The following is a 26,197-nucleotide window of genomic DNA, read 5'->3' on the forward strand; positions in this document are numbered from 1 at the left end:
TCATGATAAAATATTATTCTAATATAAACAAGATGTTACGTGTGTACTATAAAAACATTCCTAATGATATTTAAGTTGTAATTAAGTATCTTGTACTAACAAATGATACTTTACAGTAAATTCAACTGGCTTAGAGAGATTTCATTCTTAAAAGCTGTCATCCACCTTTCAGTTGAGTTATCAGACAAATACCCATTTTTGTATGCATTGCCGATTTTCGTTGATATCAGGTTATTCAGACAGGAAAGACAGTGAAGTGATAAACGTTGGCTGGAGTATCTCAGACGAAAACGTCAGGGGCTGCATCACCAGTCAGCAGGGAATAGCAGGACGAAAAGCGCCATGAAGAGCTCTTCAGACGTCTGGAAACAAAATGGGGTCCCGTAAATGGTTAAGCGACTAAAGACAAGGTCTGGCAGTAAAACAGAGGTTATGTAGTGGGCGACGACTATTGTGTCGGCTCTCTCTTTTTCCAACGGCGGGCTGACATGTGAAGAATCAGAGTGCGGTTATTGCTCTTGCCGTAGAATAGTGGTCACAATCATATGACCACTACAGTGACAGTATTCTGACAACGCTTTCCTGGACAGGCTCTTACTCCTATAGAGCTAAAAACACCCGAAACGAGCGAAATTTATACTAACTACCAGGCGCTATACCTTTCCCTTATACACTATATGGTACATACACCCATTCTCAGACCTACTTTTAGAAGTTCAATTCCACTATGAACATCCATTTTTTTCATCAGATTTAAGCGGTGTGTTTCAACAGTTTTATTACTGACGTCCAAAATTTTTGCGATATGTTTATTTGTTTGCCCATCTGCAATAAGTTGCAGAATTTGTCTTTCACGCATAGTCAGAAAATTACAAGGGACGGGTTTTCTTGTGACGGGCGATGTCTGAAGCAAACCATCATCGAAATAATGAGTATTATTATAAATATTTTCAATCGCGTGGTTTAAATTTTCAGGAGGACTGGTCTTCCAGACAACCCCCATAGCACCGGCATCAATGAATTTGTTTGCATCTATATATGGTTTTTTTTCCATATATGATATTAATTTTGATTTTATTCTCATAGAGTGTATCCAGCGTATAAGTTCAATGCCCCCCAGACCGTCAGAGAACTCACCAAGAATCAATACATCTGGCTGATATTGTGAACAATACTCAGCTGCACTCAGAGCATCAGTGAAGGTAGATGATACTTCATAAATAGATGGATACTTTGATAAGAATGTTACTATTCCCTTTAACATCAGTGGATATTTATCAGCTACCACCACACTAATTTTCTTCATTGTCTTCTTCCTTTTCCGGCAAATCCCTGGATCACCTTATAAATTTTAGGTGATTAACCCTATTGATTGTAAATAGGACTAGTTATATAGTCATGATGGAAATATGATTTATAGTTCATAACTACTTTTATATTTTTCTGATAATTTATTAATGACTAACTATGTGCTTAATGTAATAAGCTCTGTTTTTATTTTTATAAATATATGATCTCAATTTTTGTTGTTGTTATTCGTTCAATGCTATTGAGTTATTTTTTATGATGTTTATTTGTTGTTTAATACCTTCCAATTGTGACTTTTCTTCACACAGTGCTCATTCGTCTGTACAGATTATGCTGCTCCAGCAGCGCCTGATAGTCAGTTGAACCGTATTGGCTACCACATCAGTGTACTGTGACGTTTTGAGGCCTCTCACATCTCTACAGCGCTATTTACAGGGTATTACAGGACGTCTTCCCGTCGTACGAGATGATGCGTACCGGTAGTAATCGTATGTGGCCTCAGGTTGATGATGATTGCCTGGCACACTTTACCTTCAGATAATCAGCTGATGTCTCTTGTCATTCCCGGGTTCTGGCGATGAACTTTTCTGCTCATTACTCATAATTACTTTATTCGTTTAGATCACAGTAGTTGATCCTAAGTAGATCCTTTTAAGATCCTAAATAGATCCCAGATCGCTGTAGCCTGCGTCAACATTGACTTCCGGGCGATCTTGATAAGCTATAGTTTGTAAATTATAAACTATAGCCTGCATTCATATATGCTGTAGCGAGATAAACCCAGGCTGTAGTTTGCAGTCTGTATAAGCTATAGTGAGCACTCTCTATAAAATTAAACGATAGCGATAATGTATTTTTTCTTTATTTTATAATGACATACGGATGCCCTTATAGATTCATACAGGTGTATACACAGGTTACGCACAGCATATCAACAGCTGTTTTCTTGTGCTATTAGCTCGGTTATATGGACTGGGTGCCCAAACTTGGAGCTGATTTTGGAAAAAGATATTGATATTAAAGATTTTTTTGATGAAGTAGATAAGCGAACAGGAGAAGTTGTATCTCTTACTCCGAACGCTAATAACACTGTACAGCCTGTTGCGCTAATGCGCCTGGGGGTATTTGTGCCTACCCTCAAATCGCTTAAAAACAGTAAAAAAAATACACTCTCAACGACAGATGCCACTGAAGAGTTGACCAGACTCTCACTTGCTAAGGCTGAGGGTTTTGACAAAGTGGAAATCATTGGCCCGCGACTGGATATGGACAATGATTTCAAAACCTGGGTGGGAATCATACATTCTTTTGCAAAACATAAAGTTATAGGTGATAAGGTTCAGCTTTCGTTTGTTGAATTTGTAAAGCTTTGCGGGATCCCGTCAAGCCGATCGTCTAAAAAGCTTCGTGAACGTATCAGCCCTTCCTTAAAACGGATTGCCGGGACAGTCATTTCGTTTACCAGCCAGACTAAAGAATATACGACGCATTTGGTTCAATCCGCGTACTACGACACAGCTAAAGATATCGTCATACTCCAGGCTGACCCCCGATTATTTGAGCTTTATCAGTTTGACCGAAAAGTTCTGTTGCAGTTAAAAGCGATAAACGCGCTTAAGCGGCGTGAGTCCGCGCAGGCTCTGTACACCTATATCGAAAGCTTGCCCAAAAATCCTGCACCTATCTCAATAGCGCGTTTGCGCGCCAGGCTAAACCTGAAATCGCCTGTTTTTTCGCAAAATCAGACGGTTCGCAGGGCAATGGAGCAGCTGAAAGAGATCGGATATCTGGATTACACGGAGCTGCAACGTGGACGGAGTGTGTATTTTAACGTGCATTATCGCAGGCCTAAGTTAAAAGCTCCCCGCTCTGATAGTGAAGCCTATGAACAACCTGAGCATACAAATGACTCGGTTGATCCTTCTCTGATTGAAAAAGTTAAGTTACTAGAAAAGCTGGGGATTGATCTCAAAGATTTGGAAGCTCTTTTGAACCTTCGTAAAACATAAGCTGTAGTCAGTAGAATGGACTGAATACTCACTATAGTTTATGTTTAATCGGATAGTGTCTTTCGATTTTGCAACGCTGATATCTTCAGTTTTTTATATAACTAGCTGAAAATTAATGTGTTTTATACATCCCCTCTCATTCTTACATCAATAGTGGTGCTGTTCTGCATCACTATTGATTTCTTTTAAGCCTGGTTTTACATAGGATTTTGACGACCTTTGCTCTGCTCAATGGTGTTTGCATCAAGTTAAGGATTACTGATTTAAATATAATAAGTAATAAGCAGATTAAAAAGTAAACACAAATGCTATTAATGCAATATAAATCAGATAGTTACTTGTTTTTTGCCTTAGTGCTTATACTCGCTATAGCTTATATTAATCTTAAAAATCGACACTACTCCCTCTCTATAGTTTATGTTACTACCTATAGTATATGTTACTCTCTATAGTTTATATTGCTGCCTATAGTTTATTTAAATGAAACTAACGTACTGATATGCTGAGAAACATCAGCTAAAGAAAAGATAAAGACAGGAAAGCTCAGAGGCCAAAGTTCGGGACGTGGTTATCATGTAAGAGTGTAAGAAAGCTGATAAAGTGCTTATGACACACTGTTATATTGGTTTGAGCGATGAGGATATAATGTTGTCTGATTAACGAAAGTGCCTGTTATATCTGTATCATTTATCATATGTATTTTTATATCTATATGTTATTTCAAAATAACAGAGCTAATCTGAAGATATCTCTTACAACATCTGTTCTCTCTATAGCTTATGCATCATGATCTGGTTCAGATTGCTTTGATAGCTCTGGCTTCTTGCTCTTTTGAGCGTACGAATGTTTGTGCAATTTAAAATCAATATATGAATAAACAATAAATAATTCAAAACGATAACTATATCCTGGCATTCTAGGTTAGAGCCTGGTGATGATCATACTTATGCTCATGCATATTAAAGATGCTTATTACTCACTGTAGCTTATTTATCCTTAATAAGTATGTTCTGTCTATAGTTTATCATAAGGACAATCCTTCATTATCCTGGTCAGCCAGAGTATAAGATTACTATCTATAGTATTAATTTGAATTGGTCTTTTATAGAAATGACATCAAAACTTGAACCGTCTTTTCTGGCTAATTACCCTTTAATTCTGTTATTCATATGTGTGTTATTCTTTTTTGATTCATATCAGTCTGTAAGTTGAAAAGCTTCCCCCATGATGTCGCCCGATTTTTAGCAGGCTATTTAATTGTTTTCTTCTTGTCATTATTAATTCATTCCTTACGTTCTTAGCCCGCTGTATGAAGATAGCTTTTCTTTGATCGAGATGCTTAGTCCTTTTTTTATGTCATATGTGGAAAGGTACTCCATTTAATATGGCTGATATGTGGACGTAGTATCCATTTCTGCCATATTTCTCATTGGTAAAAAAAATTATAAAGTTATGTATGAAATAATAGTTTGCACTGAGTAACCGTGTGTCGATTTCACCCTGAAATCGGTAGTAAAAAACGCTATAAATCAAAGCTTTATTTGTGTTTTCTCTATGGCGAAATCACCAGGGTGAAGAGGGCTGAAATATCATTCAGTGATTGTTAACACATTATACCTATTGTGACTCTCGACTCATTGGCGCCGGAACTGAAAGTGGAAATTACGGATTGAGTTCTGACCTCAAATTTTTGGGCTATAAAGTCTGTTGATGCGCTTTTCTTACTGCCTGCAAATAGCTACCTGGTCGCTTTATCAATAAAAATCTCACTTAACATTGTTAAATGATGAAACGTTGTTATAAAACGTATCTGTTAAAGGTGTGGACCAACGTATGGTTAATGACTGACAGAGGAACCTTAAGTACACGAATGCTAATGTTGACGATTTCAACCTGAAATTTTTTGAAAAAAATCAGTAAATCAATGGATTGCTTACACTGAAGGTTGGCGAAAGATTTTAATCATCATGAATGAAAAAGGCGGTTCAGTAGAACATGAAATCGCTTTGTATAAGTCAGCATGACTAAATGGCAGATTACAGTAAGGCAACAACCTGATAGAAAAGAGCTTTATTTCGGAATGTAATGGCTACTATGTACCAATAATCCTTCATGTACTTTTCAGGTATGTAGGCAAAAAACGTTTAGATAAATACTGAACTGTTCACCTTGCGACAGTATTGCCATGATGGCTGTTTGACCCAGTTTTTATTTTATTAACGTTAACGTTGGAAAATCTGAATAAAAGAACCGTAAGGATTAAGCGTCGGGATCGCAACTGATGATGTGTTCTGTGCTTGTTAAGTCGTGTTAAGACATATCAGCTTAGTGTGCCGATCCTTTTGAAGGGAGAAAATCGCATATGTCAGAAAAATATGTCCAGGTATGCTCTACTGTATGTGCGATGAGTCATTTAGAAACCGCTGCATTGGATGGAATTGAAACGTATTCGACAAAATATCAGCTGGATGTTGCAGGGGTAAACGTCGATTTTAGCAGGGCTGATGCTATTGCTGATTATGCAATTCATAACTGTCTCAATATTATCATGCGTACAATTAGCCCTGATTTTGGCAAGGCGCAGAAAAAAGAAGCGAAGGTAATTGCTGGTTTATTAATGGTATCTTCGCAAATAGCAAAACTATCTGAAAGCGCAGAAAAAGAACTTGCTCAACAAAACTATGTTGAAGCATTGCGTCACCTGGTCTCACAGGCCTGTCTCAGTTTGAGTTTATTGGTATCTACAAATGATAAGTCTGGTTACGGCAACTACCGGCTATTATGCCGATTGCTGGATATAGCAAAAAATTCTGATTGCCGACAGCGGTTGTTGAAGAGGTTTCAGTTAGTAGACGCATACTTTACTATGTGTAGCGTTGATGACCATTGTGTAAAAAAATTAGGGATTAACGGGACATTAGCTTTTCGTAGTGAGACGTCATCACATTATTGCGATGACCTGCCAATACTGGTTCAATTTCCTGTTCAGGTGGTAGATGTAAGCAAAGAACCTTACGCTCTGTCACTTATCAAAAAATATCATTATCCGGCCTTCCCTGAATCCACAATTGAAGGTGATTTTGTTGTTAATGCTCGAATCGCAGAAAAATTAGAGAAAACTCGCCAACAAGCTTTAATACGTTCAAAACGTTACCAGAAAGCAAATGATAAGCTCAATGAAGCAATTAAAATATTACTGCACGATATAACGCGAGGCATTTCTGGTATTTTCGAACTGAATGGGGGAGAGGGGGATTTTAGGGAAATTTATCAATATATAGATGTTGTAAAAAAGGAAAATGAAAACAGAAACGAAGAGTATCAAAAGTGGCAAAAATCATCCTTGCAATATATAGAATATGCGAAAAAATTATTAGATAACACATTGATTATACAGAATAATATACAGAACATCTTTGCGATAGTTGCAGGGTTGGAAGCATTGGGTACTGATTATGTTACAGTAATGGAAAAATATCTTGAATCAAAAGGTTTGATAATAGATGGTAATGATAAAATCAAATCAAAATTCAGGATCCCTGCTATCTCATTAAATGGAAATTTAATAGAATACAATATTGAATGCGGTTCAGTAATATCTATTCTTGCTGAGGCTGAACGTTGTTATTCAGGTAGTGAGAAAACTAAATTTATATGTAAGAGTAATGATGTTATTCCTGTAGTTGATCCTTCTCTTTATTTTGAAGTTAAACAGATCATTGAGTTAGTAACTAATTATAAGAATAGTGCTTCTGAACTTATAAGGTCTATTAGCTCAGGTTGATTTGGCTGTTACTGATTATTTATAAGAACCCGAGCAGCTAATGTCTGGCTCATATCTTTCTCTATTCCTGATGTTATGGATGACTTGCTGATCAGGGGCTCATGGGCAATGCCTGACTTAGCGTTGACTCATTAACCATTTGAATAACTCCCCGGTAATTACCCGAATTGACATAAATGTGCCATTGGTAGAATATTCCAGTGCTGTAGTAAATCTGCGGCCGGGATTAGCCTCCCGACAATCATCGTGCCATATACCGCATTAGCGGTTTTTTTATGCCCTAAGCATGGTCACTTTCGCATATGATGGGTGTACAGGGGCGAAGGCATTCGCGCCGGTTTCATGATGTCCGGTAGGCTAACCCTGTACGGCTCACTACTTTCTCAATACCTTCGCATCGATATCAACACATAACGCTTAACGTGGATTTGTATTGATTAACTAAAACTGGCCATCTCTCAACCAGTTAAGGTGATTCAAGATAGCGTGTATCCAGGACCACCGCGTTTATACCCATGGTGGGCAGCTGGCAACTAACTACCCCTGTTCTTTCGTGAGCCGCCATCAGGCTATAGTCCCATCATTACACCCTTCATGGTTGTTATTGTTGCGATACTTTTTACGCCATCGGCTGTCATGTTCTGTGGAGAGCATATTATCTCTGTTCAGATGGCCAACGACACTTTCTGGTTACCTACCGTTTAGCGCATGACCTCAACCCTTTAGAATTTTCCCCCTGGGCCGATTTGTACAGTGAGTCAATGTACATTGCGGCAGCGATCCTCATTGCAGTCGTATAACCACTGAAGAAGGTATGTTATGTCCCGGTCCATGATTATTGTAAATCAAAGTAAATATGTTGAGATGAGAAGCAATACATCACAGTTATTGTGGGATGAGGTAGCGTACACAATCACAGTAATGGCGACTGTATTTATGGGGAAGTTACCTTGCCTTAACATCATTTGGGATAAGCATCTTCCCGAAGATATCGTTTACAGATGATTTCACCGATGAACTCTATTTCTCATAATTATACAGCGAACAACATGTTTCTGAATGCGGGAATCATTTCCTGGAGTCTGGCATTATTTTTCTGGTATTCAGGAAAGTTTTTTATCGCAGTGATATTGTTTTTTCTCATAATTTTTTCTTTCTCAACGCATTTTTTACAGAAAAGGATACTCATGATGTTTAACAAATCTAAGGCAGCAAAAGATAAATTAGAAATACTTTCAACACCGGAAAGTGTTGTAGACGTCGGTAGTACTGTAAAAAAAATGGAAAACAGAAATTCAGCTAATGAGACAGGGACAGATAGCACGGTTATTGCCAGTGATGTCGTCTTTGATGGCAATATAAATTCTAATAAACAAATATACATCTATGGTTGTGTGAATGGGAACGTAATTGCTAAGGATGGGTTGGTGAAAATAATGCGCAATGGTGTCGTGGAAGGAAATATTACCAGCCGGGAGTTAATTGTGGATGGTAATATAAAAGGGCATTGTCAGTCTGATTCTGTTGATATTTATGAAAATGGCCGTCTGGATGGAACATTGGTTTATATTTCTTTATCTATTAAGAAAGGTGGTGTTTTTACAGGTAAAGCTGAAGTATTAACTCAGGCTCCCGTAAAACAAAAAATTGTCGAGCTAAAAAGTGAGAGCGTCACTGTTGTTCCAGAAAAATGTGCATCACGCGAGAAGCGATAATCTGCACATGGTTGCAATTTAAGAACTGTAACTGGTGAAAGTGCCTGGTCAGGATTTACAACAGACAGGTAATCGATTCCTGCTATGAACGTTAAACGCTTCAGATTTCCTGGAGCATAAAAACGAGCGAAATGCAGTAAGATTGTACCTCAAACGTCCTCATTCGTACGGTCTGGTGTTGCAGACAGGTTTGGTAAGGATAAGGACTGTATGGATAGCGCAAGAAAGGATCTTTATAAGATCCTTTTTTACTGCGTGTATTTTGATAATTTTAGTGGTTGTTTACTTTACAATAATGAAAATGACAGTGAGCAAAGGAATTTAACCTTTCTCACTACTTGGCTATAGGCTCGCCATAGAATGCTACTGCCTGAACGATATACCCAGAATCAGTGAGCTGATCTAGTCTATTATTCTCTGCACAATAAAATTCATCGTTTTCAGCCGTATAAATGCGACAGTAACCATCTAACTGTGGTTCTAATTTCCATCCAACATTAGCCAATGTGCCCCATTCCTGATAAAGGCCGGTATTAACCTCGCGCCTGTTATATTGTTCATAATTGTTCAAATCGGAATCATTAATATCGCGCCGTGCTGGAAGTTGTCCCTTTACACTTGCAATCCATGTTAAAGCCCCTTCTTTTGTGTGATAAATTTTATTGCTATATTTAAAATAACGTTTTACAGTAAAGGTATATCCTGACAAAAATTCACTAAGCAAAAATATAAAACGATTTACTACAACAACTTTCATCCACGTTCGGAAAGGTCACTGTGCCATCCTGACTAACAGTCAGTATTTTATCAGGAATACACTTCCAGGCTACGTTAGTATTGTTGGCCGGGTCATCATCAATGACCATCTTAAAGGTAGCACCAGGGAACAGAGTGTTAGGAAAATGATAATCATCAATCATATAATTTTTAATATCAAAAATATATCCATCCACTAAAACACCGGTAATTGCATTCATAAACAACCCCTCATTGCTGGTAAAATTAATATTTTTATTCCTGTAGAATGGAACACTATGGATATTAATAAAATTAAATGAAATCCGATGTTATTTATGGCTTATATACTAACCTGTTTATGGTTATCTTATCGTTCATTCAATCTTATGTACTGTATAATTTATTACCATAGGAATAATAATTATTATATCCTTATGGTGAAGTCTATAAATATCGTTTTAAATCATTTGGTTAATTAATTTGATAGGTATAAAGTGGTGTGCGATATAGAAATAATTTGATATGTCTGGTGAATTGTTCTTCTCGATGATCGCATAAGTGTTCCCCGTTTCCGGGCGGTCTCTCTCCAGAGAGAATGATGGATATATATGACGCTTTCTAAGCACATATCCATTGGAGGGAGAACTCCAGTCCGTCCAGTATAAGGATGTACTGAAGTCCTCCCTGCTTTTGTGTGGTCAGCATACGGAATCGGAACGCCTCAGGAAATCATCAGACGTCTTGCTCCCAGATAATGACGGCGGTAAAAATCTTTTTCCAGGCTGACAATTTTGACATTTTGCCCTGTATGTGGCGCTTCTATGAAATGTCCATTTCCCACATAAACACCGACATGATCGACACGTTCCCCATGTATTGAGAAAAATACCATGTCACCAGGTTGTAGAAGCATATAAGGAACATGGTGTGCCTGTGGCATGGAATACATGCCGGCGGCGGTCCTGGGAAGGGTAATGTGAAAATTCTTACGCCACGCGTACCAGATAAGACCACTGCAATCAAATCCGGTTTCAGGGGAAGCGCCTCCCCAGCGATATGGCTTACCCAGTTGTGCCATCAGCGTATTAATGAAGACTGTATTGGGCGACAATTTATGCTGTCTTGTCGAGTGGGATGTTTTTGTTTTGCGATGATGATTGACGACAGGAGTGTGTCTGATGTGGTGTACCGGCGATGCCAGTGTTGAGGCATGGTAACCTAACATCAGTAAAAACAATAAAGAACGATGATGTCGATACATAATGTAGACCTCTCGTTAATATGTAGAAATTCCGATGCTGTAAATTCATCCGATGATTTCTTTAAGATCTCTTTGAACCCGGGAGTTGGCACGATGTGAAAAACTGTTAACTCTGGACCGGCTTTTGAACGGGTAGAAAAGATCGGATTTTGTTCGTCTATCATTGCAACGGGAGACTGGAATATCCTGATGGTGTCGTGATGAAATTCTGATGGGAAGTCATAAAGCAGGAGCTGTTACAATGAATCTGCTTTCCTATTCAGTGATGGATTAGAACGTGAAATACGAATTGTGTTTTCTTAAAGTAATTTACTGTTTGGTGTGACTATTTTTGTATATCATCAATGGTTTATTTGTTAATGAATTGTACGGTGGTGGTGATTTTATTTTACATAAGGCTAAAATATGATGTTTGATAAAAAATCATAACTGAATGAATTTAAATAAACATAAATAAAATAATGTGCAAAATACGGAAAATATGAGAGTCCTGCGTAACACAGGAATGGCGTGCTTGTAAGTCGTAAATTAAATACACATTGTCGTTTATGTAAGTTATATTCATTAAAATCAATAAGTAAGCATTGTCTGATGCTGGACATGGTAGTGCTGAACCAGCCTCAGAGTATTAAAAAAAGATTATTAGTTACTGCGATTAATATCCGTGAACTTACCGATTGGTTAGGTGTCTTGAGTTATAGGAAACAATCTGTTTCGGCATCGATTAAATATCAGAATCTCCCTTCGTGATAACTACGCACTATTTTTTGGGGGCGATGCCTGTATATAGCTTCGGTGGGATTTTTATTAAAAACAATTCATTCTTTTGGCCAGGAAAATAAAAATGAAATTTACGCTAAGTCAGTATTCTCTGCTGACCTGTGCTTTTTTTACTGCTCTGTCTGGTAATGCTCAGTCGTCTACGACCTATATGGAAGCCAGTAATGATGCTATGGGAGGGACGGGAGTTGCATCGTCTCATTATTGTGCGGCAGCACTCGCTAATCCGGCACTGATGACGAGTGCCACCGCTTCCGATGATTTCAGCATGATTCTGCCGTCAGTCGGAGTACAGGTATCGGATCCCGACCATTTGCAGAGCGATGTGGATGCCGTGAAAGATGCCTGGGATCGCTATGATGCAGCTCTATCTGGTGCAGTCGCGCCTTTGGGGGCCGCGACCGATCTGCAACATCAACTGGAGAAATTTAAAAATACACAGGTGAATGTGCTGGCGAGTGTAGGCATGGTCGCGACAGTTCCGAACAGTCAATTACCTTTTGCCCTGATACTGAAGTCATGGGGGACGGCAACGGTGGAAGGAAAGGTCAGCGACCACGATCTGCAATATCTGGATGATGTGACTAAGGGCAAAATTATTCCAACAGCGAGCGATACTGATACGTTGACATCGCGGGCCTATGGTCGTGCGGCGGCAGTGAGTGATGTCGGGATTGCTATTGCTAGGACGTTTGAGACGAACGGGCTCAGGTATTCTCTTGGCGTAACTCCGAAATATCAGCGTGTGGATCTGTTTAATTACAATACCACGGTACAGAATTACGACAGCCACGATTTCCGTAGCCATGAATACCGTAATAATACTCCCGGTATTAATGCCGACATTGGTTTTGCTACTGAGCTGAATGAACACTGGATGCTGGGTCTGGCTGGGCAAAATATTGTTCCCCGTAGTATTGATACGAAAGAAGTTAACGGGCTGAAAGAAACCTTCAGGATTCGCCCACAGGTAACTGCCGGGGGCTCATGGCATAACGGAATCGTGACGACTGCATTGGATGTAGATCTGACGCCGGCCAGTGGTTTTACCCATGATACAAAGCGCCAGTTTGCGGCTATGGGGGCTGAAGTTAACGCCTGGAATTGGGTGCAACTACGTGCGGGCTATCGTCAGAACATCGCTTCTTCAGAGGGTAGCGCCTTTACTGCCGGTATCGGCATTTCACCTTTTAATATGGTACATCTGGATCTGGCAGGCCTGGTGGGCACTGATCGGACATATGGTGCTGTGGCTCAATTAAGCGAGACTTTCTGACAGAAAACAGAATCCGGCTTACAGTAACATATTACTGTTTTAGTACGGGCATATAGCGGCGCTGTGACAAATATAGTGAAGCGTATGCCCGTAGTTTTTGTGGCAGCTGTCGATGTATGATGTCAGTAGGGGGGAATTATATAGCAATACAATAATGTATCGGTAATGAACAGGGATATATTGAAGAATACAAAATGCGCACTGACTAAAATTCTAACGATAAAGATAATCGAGCGTAATCATATTTAGATGATATTTTCTTTTGAGATAAAAAATACCCACCATGATACATGGTGGGAAAATCGAACAATGAGTAGGACGGTTGTAGCAGGAATTACCTCACACAAGAATCATTATTAACAGGATTAAAAATTGTGTATATAGGGCCATTGCCTGATAATTATTCTTATCACTTACCTTACATAAGCACTTTAACTTTGGATATCCATCCCCTTTGTTGCATACAAAGTTCTATCCACTCATAACGAGTATGTTCATTGACATCAATCACATAACTTCGTAAGGTTGGTGAGCTATCATACTTTTTTTTGCAGTGCCTGTTGTTGCGACATTTTTCGACGTGTGCTTCATAAACTGTTCTTTCCGCTACTCTATTCTTAACGGGATATTTCTCTTCAGCCAATGTTCCGCATTCATATTGTGCAGTTGAAAGATCCTGGGCATCAGAGCGAGTGCGTTGCCATTCTGTTGTGCATCCTGATAATATGAATGAGACTAGTAGTAGGACGTGTATTTTTTTCATATCATGTTCCTTATGTTCTGCTTGAGTATCTACTTCTTATATCACACACACTACGTTTGTCTAACTGAACAGTATTGTCGAAGCGAAATACTTATTATTGACCAGTGTAATAAAAATAATATAAAAATAGAAGATTTATATCAGATATTCAATACAGTTGATTACTTATGTCTGTGATCATTGAAGGTGGTTAAACGTGTCATAATCCTCTGGCGCTTAGATGCTAACTGGCATAAGACTGCTGTTTATCATCCTGGCTGCGAAATGATGACGAAAACTAGGCTACGATAGTTCAGATCGTAAACTCAGTTATGGCTGAGTATGAAATGGACATAGAAAAATAAGAGGAACAACAGTGGCATATACGGCGGAAATCGTGGGGGCGGGTAACCTGAAGTTACTGTAACAAAAAAAGGTATATATCATCAGAGAGTGAGCAGGAATAATACTCATTCCTGCCTGGTAACAGGAATGATTTATCTATGATAAATGTGAAGTTGGCGGGGGGGGCTATTGTAAAACGGCATTTCTATGAGGATATGGAGTATGATGATCAATTACAAAGCGGGTCACTTTGCCAGTGATAGAAGATAGATCACAGCGGAAATAAAATGGGATCCATTTCGACCCGTAAATAAGGTATTGGCCATTGCCAGTTAGTCTGATAGGAGTATGTAATATTAAACTATTTTGTTCCCCGTCACTGAGTGTGACTTTCTCGACGAGAGATTCATGTTTTTGTATAACAGTCATTGCAACGGGGAGGCACAGGAATTCTGCTACCTGATGTGCTTCGGTCCACTCATTTTTGATCGCTGTTCTATCTTGTTCATTACTGATTTGTGCCGCCATAATTTCTTCAAGATAATTTTTTTGCTGTGCCGTAAGAACTGAAGAAAAAGCAAAAGCGGGAAGAATTAGTGTGCCGGCAAAAAGTAACCTGGTTGTCATCTTTGTTATCATATAATTCTCCATTAAAAACAATAAAATCCAGGGTTATTGATCTATCAGATACATTCATTTTCACACGAAAAAAAATAAAATCTTGATGATAATTATGAAATCTGGCATCACCTGTCATTTGATTGTATCAATTAAGAATAACAAGTTACTGAAGAATGTGGTTTTGGTTATAACTTATTGAAAGTGCACATTATGATCGGGTACCAAACCATATAAAGGAACATGTTTAAAATTTACCATGTAACTCTGGACGTAGCCAAAGATAACGAGGGGAGCTGAGGAATCATGCAAGGTGAGCCTCGTCATTGACCTGAACTTGTTAATATTCAAAGGTAAGGTTGTGATACAACCTGGTTATTAAAGCAAATGAAAGGCTCAATAGTGCTACATTTCCTGTTGACAAATTAGCTGAGTAAAAATTTAAAAAAACAATAACGCCGATAATCAAAAGATTGTGGAATATAGAGAGTAACTACAATTATTCTTGATTATTAGTTAAAAAATAACATTTCAGTGATTTATAAATAAAAATGAAGAAGAACGTTTATGCCAATGGTAGCTTGTTTCTTCAATTATAGTTTTGTCAAATTAGTTAATAAATGATTTGTATGTTAATTATATGACCTGTAAGCGTTTTGTCAGAAATGATACTGTGGTTGCTATATTGCAGTGTTAATAAAAAATATTCCCCTGCCATCTGGATGCACAGAGGAACAATAGCTAAAGCATTGCATAATATTGAAATTTAATTATTCTAATGTCACTAATAAGGAATTAAACTATTAGGCTACATAAATAATTATAGGTATAGTGTGTGTAGCGTGAACTCAAATAAAATTTAATATTAGTGAAACAAATCGAGTGATTAAATTACGTCTTATCGTATTTCCAGCTCCTTGTGCATGAATGGTCATTTTATAACCTCGTTTGTAAATGTTTTCAATTATCACTGGTCCACCGACAGCATCAATTTTTCTACGAAGCTGAAGAATAAGCTGCTGAATATTATTATTACTGATCACCTCCCATCGTTCTCCCCAAACAGATTGAGCAAGCTCATTTCGTGGTAGAATACTATCTGACTGCTGCTTATGCAGCAGCAACGAAAACAACGCCGCTTCTTTTGGGCTTAATCTGGTCGATTTTTTTCCAAACATAAGCACACCGGTTTCATCATCAAAATTCAATTCAGGGTTCATATTATATCTCCTTGCCAAATATGTATTACCATATAAACATTAATCTATTATCAATACGTGAAACTGGTTAAAACATAATGATTAATAACCACCTGATAACAGAATTCTGATACTGTCATAATTGTTTTTTATGTCCCTGGTGATTTCTTATGTGAATTTTGGCAGGCACTTATGTAAATCAAAAGTTTAATAAGCAAGATAAAATTACTTAACGAAATGAACTATACACAAAGAACCTAAGGTGATTTATTCACTATCTTAAAATAAGTAATAATTCGGGATGCCATCAGCGTCGCTATATCAGGAAGGGGGGGGGGCGACATCGAATCCCTGAATTCTTGTACACTGACGAAATGCAGGTTGTTGCAAGTATGCCCATTCATTAATTTTCATATTTACCGTATCGGATTCATATGAAGACTGTACAGTGATGATACATGAGCCTGATATTGACAATATCAGGCTGATCTTTTTTATCTCATTGATTAAGTGAGGGATATGAAACACATAGATGGGTGCATACCAACAAATGATTAGCTGTTATCGATGCTTCAGATTTCGTCCACGACCATAACCAGTCTACCGCAGAACTACCGTTTACAGCCTTTATTCATCAACTCGTGGATAAGGTGACCAATCTACGGTGGTTTATGCTGGCGCTGAGCTCTGGCAATCATAATGGAGCTTCATCGTTCAGAAGTCGTCAATACCATCGCCAGCTCATTTACCACACCTCCTGATGTACCGGTGTTCCTGGCCCGACTTATTGTTGATGGATGATGACAACTTCATGTTGCGTAGCATGATCCTCAGAAAGGATAAAATCAAATAGCTTCAATGAGTACAGGTATAGTGTTTTATTTTTTTTAGTGAACAATTTTAATCCAGGAATTTAGCTAAAAGGCGTAATTATTGTTTTGAAATATATCTTGTTTTTTTCTTTTTTTATCTTGTTTCTGATACTATTTCTGATTTACAGAGCTGTATATACTCAATTACGAGATTTTTTGATTGTTAGCGATATATTTTCCTGAAAGTGAGTTTTAGTTTTGTAACTGGATTCAGGAATGACAAGGGAATTTAGCTATTGTTGTAAATAATGAGTAAGGTAATTATTGTGAAATATTGGTATTCGCTAAGTATTCTGACGGCTATAGTTACAATGGGAGTATGGAATAACGCTATAGCAATTGGCAAACCAGCTCATATTGATGTCTATGCAGAAATTTCGGAAACAACATGCGATATTAGTGTATCAAATGAAAGCATAGTATTAGGTACGTTCTCAAAAAATGATTTTGCAAAGTCAAAAACAGATGTGGGAACAAAATCTTTTGACTTAAGGGCCTCTAATTGTACCGAGTCCGGTAGTTCACAAGGAACTGTTCCGGGTGATGGAGGGGTTTATGCTGAAGTATTATTTAGTCCAGGAATGGGTATTCCTGGTGAGCCAACATTATGGAGTAATACCGGGATAAACGATGTTGGCGTGGTTCTCAAAGGTCGTGTGTATGATTTTGCGGCCAATACATCCACTATGACAGAAATTAAAAACAATGATTATATTCAGTTGGCCAACGTGTCTAAAGGCGATGTGATAAGTTCAATTGATGGAAAACAAACAACGTTGACCGCATCATTACAGGCGATAAATGCGAATACTGCGTCTGCTCAGCATATTAAAGTGCCTGTGGATTTTATGATGATTTACCAATAAGCATACGGTAAAAGGGTTATGTTGATTAAATTTTCACTGAGTTTGTTGTTTCTTTTTTTATTGCCATCTGCATGGGCAGATGGGATTGGAATTAATGCGTTAAGGATAATTTATCCAGCAGGAAAGACATCAGTTTCGGTAAGTTTGAGAAATAATACTGACAATACCTGGTTGATGCAAAGTTATATTACCAGAGTTAGTGCCGGTAAACCGGATAGTCAGTACTTTAAAGTACTTCCTGGAATTGAAAAAGTTTCGCCAAGAAATGAATCAATAGTCAAAATGATTGCGTTGGAAAATGTTGACAAACTTCCCCGTGATAGAGAGTCAGTTTTTTATTTTATCTCTCGTGGTATTATCACATCAGAACCATTACAAGATGTGATACTACCTGAAACTCAGGCTGGAATTATATTTTCTTTATCCTCACAAATAAAAATGTTTTACCGTCCAGTTGGATTGACGGAAGAGGGGGCTGATGAAGCAGCCAAAGAAATTGTATTTAATCGTACTGCTACGGGCGTCAAAATTATGAATAATAGTCCGTATTACATTTCGCTTCATGACCTCTTTTTTGGTCATAATAGTATAGCTACTATTACTCTGAAAAATATGGGGATGATCTCTCCCTTTGAGTCTATAGACCTAACGTCCACAAAAATTGGGAACAACCGACAGGTGTCATGGGTCACTCTCAACGATCTTGGTATGGCAGAAATGCATCAGGGAAAAGTTCATTAATATGCGCACCCTGTACTTTTTGTTCATTATCTTATGTTTACCTGTAAAAAGTCATGCTGATGGGTTAAGTATTGATCATACCAGGGTCATTATGAGCTCTACATTGCACAGCACAGAGATAGTGATTAGCAATACCAGTAAATATACCTGGCTTGTGCAGAGCGGAATTGTTCATTCTCTCGGCAGTACAGAGAAACTAACACCCTCGGAAAATTTTTACATTTTGCCACCGATTTTCAAATTGCCATCAGGTCAGTCGCAAACAGTACAGATAATTCGTCGGCAACCGGTATGGCAACATAATCAAGAAACATTACAATACATTGTTTTCAAGAGCATACCTGCAATTGATAAAAAATTTTTTGAACTGAACAAAGTCAAACAGCAGCTATCGGTATCACTGAGTTTAATTATTAAACTTCTTTCACGTCCCGCTGACCTTAATGTATCGTGGGAGAAGTCTGTTTCATTATTATCATTTACGAAAAAAGAACATGCGTTGACGATCAGCAATACCAGTCCGTATTTTATGACGCTTAGCAGAGTTTTTGTCAATGGAACAGAAATAGCATTAGATGGTAAACAGAGAACAATAACCCCTTTTAGTAAAATTACACTTGATAAGGTAATAACATCGTCAGGGGATGAAATTAAATGGACCCTCATCAATGGTCAGGGCGGTGAAACCAGAATGATGACGTACAATTTATTATAACAAAGGATATCTATGCCCTTTCTGCGCAAGATAGTTGTGTTTCTTATAATAGTAATAACAAACAAAGGGTTGTGCGATGAGACTACACAGGGTATTTTCATTAATAAAACTAAACTGGTCTTCTCTTCACATTTAAATAAAATCGTGCTCAGGGTGGTTAACCATACAGCCGAGCATTATTTATTACAGGCAGTAATTCAAAGTTACGATCCTAAAACGGGTATGGCAGCTAATGATAATCAAGTCTCACCCTTTATAGTTTCTCCTCCTGTCCACGAACTACGTGCCGGTGATGATACCTTAGTGTCTTTACTTGCAGTGCCGTCACGCGCGATTCTCTTACCATCAAGCAGAGAAAGTTTATACTATTTGACGCTAAGACTAATACCATCTGAAATTAAAATGTATAATTCGGTTAAGTTACGCTTAGTCACTGCTTATAACATCAGGGTCTACTGGCGCCCGATGTTTGATTCAATTAAGGAAAAAGATATTTATTTTTCTTGCAATAATGGTGAATTAAATATTTTAAATCGCTCGGGTTATTACAGGGAAGTGACGCAGCTATTTATTGATAAGTATAAGATAAAAAAGTCTCTACTTATTAGACCCGTACCACCTTATGGTAAATTGGAAATAAATACTTCTGTTCAACATTGCTCACCTGGCGTGCATCAGGTTTCATGGCGTTTTCGGGATGACTCTGGTGTGCCATCTGATTTATATCAAATGGATTTTTAGCGAGTTGTGATATGAATGTTTTGATAAGAAAATTCCCCTATATTTTTTGTAGCATTCTGATTTTTTTTGCCCCTGTTGTTACGCAGGCAATTACGATGCCAACTCCGACATCTGCTCCTTTAGAGGAATATGCATATTTAAACTTTCATGCAGTTGTTGAAGCCACAACATGCGATATCTCTCTGGATAAAACAGAGGTTGAAACGACGATAAATAAATCGGTACTGGCTGCTGTAGGTCCAAATAATGTCTATCCGCTTGATATTCTCGAACTAACTCTGAATAACTGCACAGGCCTCATTGATGCGGGAAAGAATGTGATGGTTGGTTTTAGCGGGCAGGTGGCAGATACTGATCGCACTTTCCGTGCAGCAGATTCGAAAAATGTTAAGTTATCCGCTGTTTTTAATTTTACCGATCAATTTACGGCACCCAACATTGCACATTGTAACCAGGGTAATGTGATTAATTATAATAATCTTACTGCAAATTTACTTCCCTGGCCAGTAACGCCAGCTCCTTCAGGTGAACTCCACTCATTGAATGATAGCAAGGCAAAACTATTCACAGGCATTTGTGTTCCGCCTGATGGTGATTCCGGAAATGGTCAATTTCACGCTGCATTAGATATCACATTATTCTTCATCTAATCATGAATCATAAGAAACTTATTGATCTGCTCTTATCCAGAGTCGAAACAAACCTTCTCAGATTATCATTAATATTAATGATTGTTGGGCCATTTTTTTCCCAGAAATCGTGTCATGCTGAAGATTATTTCGATCCTGATCTACTGGTGACAGACCAGCAGGGCAGCATAGAAAAAATAGACCTTAGTCAGTTTGAAAAGGAATCATCACTTGCTGAAGGAACATATCTGGTTGATGTTATTGTTAATACTGTATGGATATCTTCAGAAATGGTTAAGTTTAAGGTATCTCCCCACGGAGAAAAACTGACTGCGCAGTTAAACCGCGAACAACTTAGTCGTTGGGGCGTTAATACTAATAGTAATGACGCACTTGCAGCTTTAAAAAACGGTGAATACATTGATGATTTGTCACGTGTTATTCCTGGCGCAACGCTTCGTTTTGAACAGCAGAAACTAAAACTTAATGTTGAGATTCCTCAAATAGTAATGAAATCATCTGAATCCTCTCAGCTTCCTGCAGTTGACAAATGGGATGACGGCATACCCGCTCTGATGTTTAACTATATGTTCAGTGGTATGCAAAGTGATGCTGATTTCTCCAACAGACATGCAAGAATGCGTTCTTTTTTTCTTTCATCACAAGGTGGTGCAAATTGGGGACCATGGCGGTTACGCAGTTCCATTACATGGTCGCAACAGGCAAATTCACCGACATTCTCTAACCGATATATTGCGAGAGATCTAAAACAATTAAAGAGTGAACTTACTCTGGGAGAAACCTGGACACAAAATGACATACTGGACAGTATTAATTTTACAGGTCTTAAGTTGAGATCCAGTGATGACATGAAACCTGACAATCAACGTGGTTTTGCTCCTGTTATTTCTGGTATTGCCAGCTCGCGTGCGCAGGTTAGTATTTATCAGAATCATAATCTCATCTATCAGACATCCGTTGCTGCTGGAGATTTCCGGCTAACAGATATCCCACAGACAATGAATAGCGGTGAGTTGACGGTAATTGTCCGGGAAGCAAATGGTAATACCCAGCAGTGGGTTCAACCCTATACCGGACTCCCCGTCATGCAGCGAAATGGCCATGCTGAATATGAGTTTGAGATGGGGAAAGCTATATTTAACTCTTATCATAAGGATGTTAAACCAGCATTCGAACAGGGAACTCTTATTTATGGTTTACCTGCAAACACTACTGGCTATGGTGGCTTTTTGCTTTCTCGAAATTATGTAGCCATGACGGCAGGTGCTGGCGTTTCACTGGGAGAATTGGGCGCTGTATCGATTGATAATACCTGGTCTCATGCAAGCCAACCTCATAGTTCTACGGTATCGGGTAATGCATGGCGACTTAAGTACTCAAAAAATCTTCTTACTACGGGTACAACTATTGATATCTACGATTTTCGTTATGCGTCGCGTGGTTATATGTCCTTCATGGATAGTCAGACTTTACCTGTTATAACTTCTTTAATGGGGAGTCAGGTATTAGGTGCATTATACAGAAACAGAAGGCGTCGCCGGAATTTACAACAAATCATTTTGCGACAAAATTTTAGTCATTGGGGAAATTTGAATCTTAGCGCAATTCATGAGGATTACTGGAATTCAAGTGAAACTGATAACCGTTTTAGTTTTGGATATGGATTGTCTGTTAGTTCGGTTTCTCTGTCGTTAAACATCTCCGTTAATAAAAATCAGCTCACCATGCCAGGGCAGAAAAAGAATTGTGAGGTTTCTTTTAACCTTTCAGTACCGCTGGATACCTTCTCATCCAATTCAAATTCCCGTTATGGTGATCTCAGTTATCAGGCAATTCGCGACCCTCGGGGGGATTTTAGTCAAATGGCCAGCCTTTCCGGAATGTTAAATGACAACTGGAATTATGAGTTTGGACAGTCATCGTCACAAGGCCAGGATGCGATGACAATGTTAAACATGGGGTATGACGGAAGTACGGGTAATGCGCAATTTGCCTATGACTGGAGTCATCATCAGAAGACGGCGAGCGCCAGTGCTACTGGCGGCGTTGTCATCCATCCTTGGGGAGTGACGCTGGCACCTGTTTTAGGGGATAGTATTGCTCTGATCCGCGCCCCCGGCGCTTCCGGGGTTCATATCGTTAATACTCACGAAAATACTGATTGGCGAGGTTATGCCGTGGTTCCATCACTCACTAATTATCGCTATAACGCTATTAATCTCGATCCTGATGGTCTGGATAGCCACGTTATGTTAACGGAAACCGGAAGACGCGTTGTGCCGACAAAAGGTGCTGTTGTTGTTGCAGAATATCCCGTACGCACCGGAAGGCAGGCCATTATAACGTTGCATTATCAGCGAGGTGTTGTCCCTTTTGGTGCGATAGTAAGTCTAGCGACGGATCATAATAAAGGGAATGCGGGAATTGTTGGTGAAAATGGTGAAGTTTACTTATCCGGATTAACTGATGAAGGATACTTACACGTTATATGGGGTAGTGAAATAAATAAACAGTGCAGTACATCTTTCAAACTACCGCACGATTCCGACCGTTATTTAGATGAATTAACCCTGACTTGTCATCAACACCCCCTTTCCTCGAGATAAACTTATGTTCAGATTTATGTTCCTGCTGTTCCTTATGGTCTGTTCTTGTTCCCACGCAGCATCATTCTTAGCAACATCTGTCTCTGATGGCAGCCAGGCGCAATGCGAAATTACTGGCATAAGTCATACACAAGGTGCTGTTTTTCCTGTTGCGCTTGGTGTTCGCTGTAGTTACCAAACACAAAATAATCGAAAATTTGCACTGTCCATTGGGAGTTCCATTACTGTCGATATTTCCGTGAGCTGTAACGGACTTCTGAACACGCCTCCTTCACCATTGGGAAAAGTGTTGTCCCCTACAGGAACAGATATGAGCTCTTATTACCCTTTGGGATATTTGTTTAATGCAGGAGCAGGACAAATTTTATGTCAGATATTTTTTAATAATTCCAACCAAATAGTGAAGCCTGGATTATACGTTGCCGGGTTATTTAGTGATTATCAGGGCCAGCCAGACGCATGGGAATTGGATGGTTATGTCGCAATCAATAATAAGACCGTACCACAAGATACTGGTTCTGTTTACTGTTATCTTATTACTCCTCAAAACACTATAGATATGGGGATTATAAAACCGAATAGTGAGTCAAAACAGATGAGCATTGATGTTGGGGTTAATTGTTCTGGGGCAACCCCTTCGATGGATACTGAACTGGGCTATTCTGTGCGATTTAGTAAATTTAATTGTTCTACTGATTGTTCGTTACTGGGTGAATATGTTCCTTATCCTGGCAGTGTTGCCGATCCCGGCGATGATCCGCAAACCGGTTTTACTATGAATGATGTTATGCAGTTTAAAAATGGTCAGACGACGAATACAAAAAACTATACCACGTTATGGAAAATCAGAGATAACAGCGGAAACCCCAGAGATATTTCGGCTAAAGCATATGTGGATATATATTATTATTAGAATTTAGTTTTTTTATATCAACACTCTCTTCAGGATTAAATCCATAGCATTATGCATATGCACGGCTGATACTATGTTTTATATTATTTTACTGCCATTATTCCAATTAAAATTATTCCCCTTTAAAGCACCATTTCTAACCAGTTTATATGTGGGTGTTTTCAATTATATTTTAATGATTAATTTAAACGATAGCCTGTAATACTTATTACTGTTTATTATAACTGTTTTATGGTTTTTTATTTATTTTGATTTTTATTAATCTTGTTGAATCTAATCAGAGAGCAAAGGATCAAGGTTTTGATATGACTTCAACAGTATATGAAAAAAAAACCACGCATGATGGGTTAACAGTCACATTAAGCATGCGTAAAGGTGTTTATAGAGGAGGCTTATACTTCGACAGTGCTGACCTTGGGTATCTTGGGGATATCGAAAAATATCATATTTATTATCTTTTGAAGGTAACTGATAAATATGGTAATCCTGTTTCTGGAAAACAAATAAAGCTATGTGTAGATGCTATTACATTTCATACAGTCTCTGATTATAACGGTTTTGAACCAGTAATAAACTACTCTGGAGATTTGAAGCAAAGTAATCCTGAGGTTAGTGTCTGGACTAATGTAAACATTGACAGCAATGGTGAGTATCTCGCTGGCTTGCTCCCTTGTCTGATAAAAAAAGGGAACAGCCAAACTAAACGAAATACAGTTGGACCATATACTTATGCAGTCGTTGAATTGGTTTTTATTGTTGATGATGTTGATATTCGAGCCGTAATGAATATTGATGACACTTTCGAACCACTAAATCTTTCACCGCTGTATGATTATCCAGTGGTAACTAATTCCACAGGTAACTATAGAGATATCACTGATACAGTAATTTACTATCCATCAGTTTATGATCTTGAATACCCACAGTTAAGTAAAAAAGTGTATTTTGGGTTTCGTGAAGATGCTATTTACATACATGAGGCAAAAGATCTGGTCGGGGTTTCGGTAGATGAAAATAATCGAGCTAAAATGCCATTTACTGAGAGTGAAATTAATAATCGAGCTGTCTGGGCTTATGGAGCTAATACATCTGGTTTTTTATCTGCACCGTTACGTTGTCGGGAGGCTAATTCTCAACCCAAATCCGAAATTATAATCAGCCCGCAAAATAACAGTAATATCTTTCCCGGGCAGACGGTTTATGCCACTTTCCAGTATCAACTGAAAACCGGTGAAAGTTTTTCCGGAACCGAATGTCCATTTAAATTAAACCGGGGGAATTTTTATCCTCCTGATATCTACTGGTGGCAGGACGGCAATACCTTATATGGCGGCTGCTTACTGACTGTGAATGACAGCCTGAAGAAAGGTGACCAATTGTCGTGGACGGTTTCCTGCTGCCTGGACAATAGCGGCATTCCGCTTGCCTCTGAAACCGTGACCTGGAATGTAGCCTGGGATGCCGATATTGATGTTGACGTCACTTTTGCTGCCGATACACCGGTGTTAATTGATTACAGCAATGACAGCACGCGACCATTATCTTCTCGTCCCACCATGACCTGGCGACTGACCGTGCCGGGACTCAGAAACACCCAGGCCTGTTTTTATCCCCTCGTGACCCGCATTACTGAAGATGCCATCATCAGCGACGCCTCGTTCAGTGAAATTGTCCCCTGTGCGGCAGACAGAACCAGTGGGGATTATTTTTACGTCATGCTGGACGACCTGGGGAGCGCTGTCATTAACGTGCAGCCCCGGGAAAACCGCACGCTGCTTACCGCGTTCAGCGCCGGGATTTATGGCGTCGGGACGATGGTCAACACCGCGAACTTTTTTATCAACAGTGCCTGGGAGGCTGCGACGGCGCCAGCTGTCAGCGTGGCAGAAGGGCAGAACCCTCAGGCGCGCCCCGGTGATGACAGCTATGGCCTGGCGACATTTCCGCTGCTTTCTAACTGGGAGGCGGTGAAGGAGCACGACCTGCTCGGCGGCGCGGTGTATCTGTTTGCCGGAAAAGAGATACAGAAAAAGAACCACTACACGCCACTGACGTTACTGGGAAAAACGCAGATCCCGCTTAAAGCCAGTGGTGGCGCACCCGATATCGCCCTGTATTTTACCGAATCTAATTTCGAGGCCGGAAAGACTTATTACATCCATGCCTGTCTTGTCGAAAATGCCTATCTGCACAAAGGGGTGAATTATCTCCGTCTGCAGGAAATCAAATTTGAAATTCCGCAGGACCAGCCTGCCGCACCGGACGGGGTGAAGCGGACCTATCGTGCACCGGAATTTGTCTGTAAAGACGGCGCGGTT

The 26,197-nt window shown here is 39.1% G+C and carries 19 protein-coding genes; 12 read left to right on the forward strand and 7 right to left on the reverse strand.

The window, feature by feature from the left end:
* Positions 1-673: 673 nt before the first annotated feature.
* Entirely contained in the window at positions 674-1,306 is a 633-nt protein-coding gene (locus tag FEK50_RS22770) for a response regulator transcription factor (protein ID WP_130209557.1), read from the reverse strand.
* Positions 1,307-2,324: 1,018 nt separating this feature from the next.
* On the opposite strand from FEK50_RS22770, the gene FEK50_RS22775 reads away from it, so the two are divergent.
* The 3 genes from FEK50_RS22775 (at position 2,325) to FEK50_RS22785 (ending at position 8,816) form a co-directional block, all read left to right on the forward strand.
* Complete coding sequence (locus tag FEK50_RS22775) at positions 2,325-3,317, forward strand: RepB family plasmid replication initiator protein (RefSeq protein WP_130236391.1); 993 nt, start codon at positions 2,325-2,327, stop codon at positions 3,315-3,317.
* 2,362 nt (positions 3,318-5,679) lie between these two features.
* The gene (locus tag FEK50_RS22780; protein ID WP_130236384.1) at positions 5,680-7,101 is read left to right on the forward strand and encodes a hypothetical protein; all 1,422 of its coding nucleotides are present in this window, start codon (positions 5,680-5,682) and stop codon (positions 7,099-7,101) included.
* A 1,187-nt stretch (positions 7,102-8,288) separates the two neighbouring features.
* On the forward strand, positions 8,289-8,816 hold the full coding sequence (locus FEK50_RS22785; protein WP_165382768.1) for a polymer-forming cytoskeletal protein: 528 nt from the start codon (positions 8,289-8,291) through the stop codon (positions 8,814-8,816).
* A gap of 334 nt (positions 8,817-9,150) precedes the next feature.
* Here the strand turns inward: FEK50_RS22785 and FEK50_RS22790 are convergent, their stop codons facing one another.
* From FEK50_RS22790 to FEK50_RS22795, 3 genes are all read right to left on the reverse strand, one after another.
* The gene (locus FEK50_RS22790) at positions 9,151-9,573 is read right to left on the reverse strand and encodes a hypothetical protein (RefSeq protein ID WP_240780290.1); all 423 of its coding nucleotides are present in this window, start codon (positions 9,571-9,573) and stop codon (positions 9,151-9,153) included.
* The gene (locus FEK50_RS24620) at positions 9,533-9,793 is read right to left on the reverse strand and encodes an Ig-like domain-containing protein (protein WP_240730454.1); all 261 of its coding nucleotides are present in this window, start codon (positions 9,791-9,793) and stop codon (positions 9,533-9,535) included. Before FEK50_RS24620 ends, FEK50_RS22790 begins: the two co-directional genes overlap by 41 nt.
* A gap of 482 nt (positions 9,794-10,275) precedes the next feature.
* The gene (locus FEK50_RS22795) at positions 10,276-10,815 is read right to left on the reverse strand and encodes a C40 family peptidase (RefSeq protein ID WP_130209563.1); all 540 of its coding nucleotides are present in this window, start codon (positions 10,813-10,815) and stop codon (positions 10,276-10,278) included.
* A gap of 844 nt (positions 10,816-11,659) precedes the next feature.
* On the opposite strand from FEK50_RS22795, the gene FEK50_RS22800 reads away from it, so the two are divergent.
* The gene (locus tag FEK50_RS22800; RefSeq protein WP_167850505.1) at positions 11,660-12,871 is read left to right on the forward strand and encodes a conjugal transfer protein TraF; all 1,212 of its coding nucleotides are present in this window, start codon (positions 11,660-11,662) and stop codon (positions 12,869-12,871) included.
* Between the two features lie 418 nt (positions 12,872-13,289).
* Here FEK50_RS22800 and FEK50_RS22805 read toward each other — a convergent pair whose 3' ends face one another.
* The 3 genes from FEK50_RS22805 to FEK50_RS22815 all read right to left on the reverse strand — a co-directional run bounded on the left by FEK50_RS22805 (position 13,290) and on the right by FEK50_RS22815 (position 15,796).
* Positions 13,290-13,634 (reverse strand): hypothetical protein, encoded by a 345-nt coding sequence (locus FEK50_RS22805; protein WP_130209565.1) that lies wholly within the window; start codon positions 13,632-13,634, stop codon positions 13,290-13,292.
* Positions 13,635-14,144: 510 nt separating this feature from the next.
* Positions 14,145-14,597, reverse strand: a complete 453-nt coding sequence (locus FEK50_RS22810; protein ID WP_130236385.1) for a hypothetical protein — start codon at positions 14,595-14,597, stop codon at positions 14,145-14,147.
* An 827-nt stretch (positions 14,598-15,424) separates the two neighbouring features.
* The gene (locus FEK50_RS22815) at positions 15,425-15,796 is read right to left on the reverse strand and encodes a winged helix-turn-helix domain-containing protein (RefSeq protein ID WP_130209569.1); all 372 of its coding nucleotides are present in this window, start codon (positions 15,794-15,796) and stop codon (positions 15,425-15,427) included.
* 1,099 nt (positions 15,797-16,895) lie between these two features.
* On the opposite strand from FEK50_RS22815, the gene FEK50_RS22820 reads away from it, so the two are divergent.
* The 8 genes from FEK50_RS22820 to FEK50_RS22855 all read left to right on the forward strand — a co-directional run.
* Positions 16,896-17,513, forward strand: a complete 618-nt coding sequence (locus FEK50_RS22820; protein ID WP_130209571.1) for a fimbrial protein — start codon at positions 16,896-16,898, stop codon at positions 17,511-17,513.
* An 18-nt stretch (positions 17,514-17,531) separates the two neighbouring features.
* On the forward strand, positions 17,532-18,254 hold the full coding sequence (locus tag FEK50_RS22825) for a molecular chaperone (RefSeq protein WP_130236386.1): 723 nt from the start codon (positions 17,532-17,534) through the stop codon (positions 18,252-18,254).
* 1 nt (position 18,255) lies between these two features.
* The gene (locus tag FEK50_RS22830; protein ID WP_130209575.1) at positions 18,256-18,969 is read left to right on the forward strand and encodes a molecular chaperone; all 714 of its coding nucleotides are present in this window, start codon (positions 18,256-18,258) and stop codon (positions 18,967-18,969) included.
* Between the two features lie 12 nt (positions 18,970-18,981).
* Positions 18,982-19,710, forward strand: a complete 729-nt coding sequence (locus tag FEK50_RS22835; RefSeq protein WP_130236387.1) for a fimbria/pilus periplasmic chaperone — start codon at positions 18,982-18,984, stop codon at positions 19,708-19,710.
* 95 nt (positions 19,711-19,805) lie between these two features.
* Positions 19,806-20,360 (forward strand): hypothetical protein, encoded by a 555-nt coding sequence (locus FEK50_RS22840; RefSeq protein WP_130209579.1) that lies wholly within the window; start codon positions 19,806-19,808, stop codon positions 20,358-20,360.
* Between the two features lie 2 nt (positions 20,361-20,362).
* On the forward strand, positions 20,363-22,966 hold the full coding sequence (locus FEK50_RS22845) for a fimbria/pilus outer membrane usher protein (protein ID WP_130209581.1): 2,604 nt from the start codon (positions 20,363-20,365) through the stop codon (positions 22,964-22,966).
* A 4-nt stretch (positions 22,967-22,970) separates the two neighbouring features.
* Positions 22,971-23,879: a hypothetical protein gene (locus tag FEK50_RS22850; RefSeq protein ID WP_131162597.1), complete on the forward strand. Its 909-nt coding sequence runs from the start codon at positions 22,971-22,973 to the stop codon at positions 23,877-23,879.
* A 305-nt stretch (positions 23,880-24,184) separates the two neighbouring features.
* Positions 24,185-26,197: hypothetical protein (locus tag FEK50_RS22855; protein WP_138211682.1), on the forward strand; the 2,013-nt coding region annotated here is incomplete at its 3' end.

Origin of the sequence: Escherichia sp. E2586, from assembly GCF_005781105.1 — a bacterium.
Classification (GTDB): domain Bacteria; phylum Pseudomonadota; class Gammaproteobacteria; order Enterobacterales; family Enterobacteriaceae; genus Escherichia.